Raw genomic sequence first — 2,298 nt, forward strand, 5'->3', positions numbered from 1 at the left:
ATCAGCAGAACTGATATAATATCTGACCGTCATTTCTGGCTCTTTCTTTTGTTCTGCTATTATTGACCGAAAGGAGAATGCCACGCATAATTTCTTCAGTCCTTTCCATTCAAACGTGAAATCAATAAGTTCATCACGGACATCGCAAACAATATGAAGACGGATTTCTTCTCTGCCGTGACTCTTTTCACTCATTGCGTAACTGTCATGCTCTGGATTATTTAATTCTTTCAGCGGAAATTTTTCCTCGAAGGCTTTATTTAGCCGCCCCTGATTTCCTTTTACAGAGAATAAATAATCACCTCCCTGTTTTTGTATCTTCTCTGCAATATCTTTCTGGCAACCCATCGCATCAGTTGTGATAATTTTTCCTTTATATCCAGCATGTTAAGAAGTTCAGGGATAGCAGTAATCTCATTGGATTTCTCATCCGTCTTGATCTGTCCGATGACCAGACTGTGCATTGTTGAGAACGCACTAATGACATGAATCGCTCCCCTGCGGCGACTCTTGTCATAAGAATGCCGGAGTGTTTTTCCATCAATTGCGATGACGTCTTTATCATCTGAAGTATGGCAATCTCGCATCCAGTTAATAAAGCACTCGTGAAATTTTGAAGGACTGATACAGGATACAACTCTGGCGATGGTATCGTGAACAGGAATACCATTTTCAAAATCACCATATTGTTTTAAAAAATCGCGATGTGCTTCCCCAAAATCCTCTATATGTTCCCAGCCTTCTGCACCAGAAATAACGGCACAAATAGTCAACAGTAGAATATCCGACAATTTATGTTTCACTTTTGCAGGATTGTCTGCAATCGGGAATAACAGAAATATGTTCCATCAATTTTTTAAGTTCCATTCTTTTCTCCTTAATTATGTAAGGAGTATTTGATCATGTATAAGCAATAAAAAAACAGCTTCAGGCAATGAGGAATATCTCAATTTTTAAACATAAAATGCGAATTGTTTAGTACAAAAAAGCAGCGTTAAGTGATCTTTCCCTGTCGGCATGTTGACCACTGACGAATGGGGTAGTTACGCTAGAGAGTTACCAAAGGAGAAGCATCTGACTGGTAAGATTTTTACTCAGCATATTGAGCGTAACAATCTGACCCTGAGAACCCGAATCAAACGTCTGGCCCGCAGAACCATCTGTTTCTCGCGTTCTGTAGAACTTCATGAAAAAGTCATCGGTGCTTTTATCGAAAATATATGTTCTACTAATTGGAGTCATCACCCTTCTGATGAGCTTTCCTTGGATGATTACCAGACTGAATACATAGCCAAAGATTTTTACCTCATTCTGCTTTTTTTTCTCAAATGACATATATTATATTTTACATCATATTCATAGGCATATGACATTCCCCCGCCCCCCATTATGTCATTGTGGGTTGATGTTGGGCTTTCATAAAAAAATACATCTTTTTTTGAACTAGCATTAATTATATTTACTTTATATATTAAAATATTTTCTCCATCTGGAAATATTTTAGCCACACAATATAAAGCAGCTAAATCCGAATTACTTAAAAATATATTGTCATCACTCATAACTCCAGCCATTAAATGACTGGAGACTAAAGCAAGGAAATAACAACATTGTATTACCTTCATTTTAATTACTCCCTTGCCTGATAATTGTAACTCCATTCCCTTTAGCTTTGGGATTATATTTTAGATAGGTGTTATTTGGTGTTCCCAAGTAACTACTGTATTCTTTTTTTCCCATTCCATTCATATAAGAATTCGTTAAATCTTTGCTTGAAAAATTTAGACTATCATAAACATCATTTTCTTTTGTTACTTTATTTCCTTTATCGTCAGAGTAAAAACCGTGAGTGTGATAATCGCCTACTCTCTCTGAACCTTCAGGGCATTTTATATTTCGCAAGTCTACACTATCATTATCATTTGAACTTATCGGATTCATGGGGAAATATTCACCTTGCTTCTTACATATTAGTCCACCATATTCTTTATTCTCGTTAATTGATTCTCCATTACACATTGCCAATGCAAATATTCCAATATCATCTATATTTTTTGATTTAAATTCATATAATCCTAATGGATCCATGCCATTCACCGGGCTCAGCGGATATGTATACAGGTTCCATCCCCCCTTCAGCCCAATCGGATCCTGAGTGATATACCGCCCCTGCAGCGGGTCATAATAGCGGTGGCGGTTGTAATACAGGCCGGACTCCTCATCATACTGCTGACCCGGCAGGCGGATGAGCTGCTGCAGCTGGTGCGGGTTCTCTTCATTCAGCAGGTTGCCCCACTC

The 2,298-nt window shown here is 37.9% G+C and carries 2 protein-coding genes and 2 pseudogenes; 1 reads left to right on the top strand and 3 read right to left on the bottom strand.

Annotated elements, in window-relative coordinates; all coding sequences use genetic code 11:
- Window positions 1-867 (bottom strand): annotated as a pseudogene (locus tag BGE37_RS24650) (ISAs1 family transposase); the annotation flags it as partial.
- Between the two features lie 153 nt (window positions 868-1,020).
- Here BGE37_RS24650 and BGE37_RS24655 point away from each other — a divergent pair.
- Window positions 1,021-1,218: pseudogene (locus BGE37_RS24655) on the top strand (IS1 family transposase); the annotation flags it as partial.
- 83 nt (window positions 1,219-1,301) lie between these two features.
- Here BGE37_RS24655 and BGE37_RS25485 read toward each other — a convergent pair.
- On the bottom strand, window positions 1,302-1,625 hold the full coding sequence (locus BGE37_RS25485; RefSeq protein ID WP_001521836.1) for an RHS element protein dsORF-f3: 324 nt from the start codon (window positions 1,623-1,625) through the stop codon (window positions 1,302-1,304).
- 1 nt (window position 1,626) lies between these two features.
- Window positions 1,627-2,298 (bottom strand): RHS repeat-associated core domain-containing protein (locus BGE37_RS24660; protein WP_123057354.1); only part of this gene is annotated, 672 nt, incomplete at its 5' end.

Source organism: Escherichia sp. MOD1-EC6300 (genome assembly GCF_002965045.1).
Lineage (GTDB): Bacteria > Pseudomonadota > Gammaproteobacteria > Enterobacterales > Enterobacteriaceae > Escherichia > Escherichia coli_F.

What these genes read in the sequence shown, in the direction of transcription:
- BGE37_RS25485 (WP_001521836.1), bottom strand. Translation starts at nt 1,625, where the DNA reads ATGAAGGTAATACAATGTTGTTATTTCCTTGCTTTAGTCTCCAGTCAT.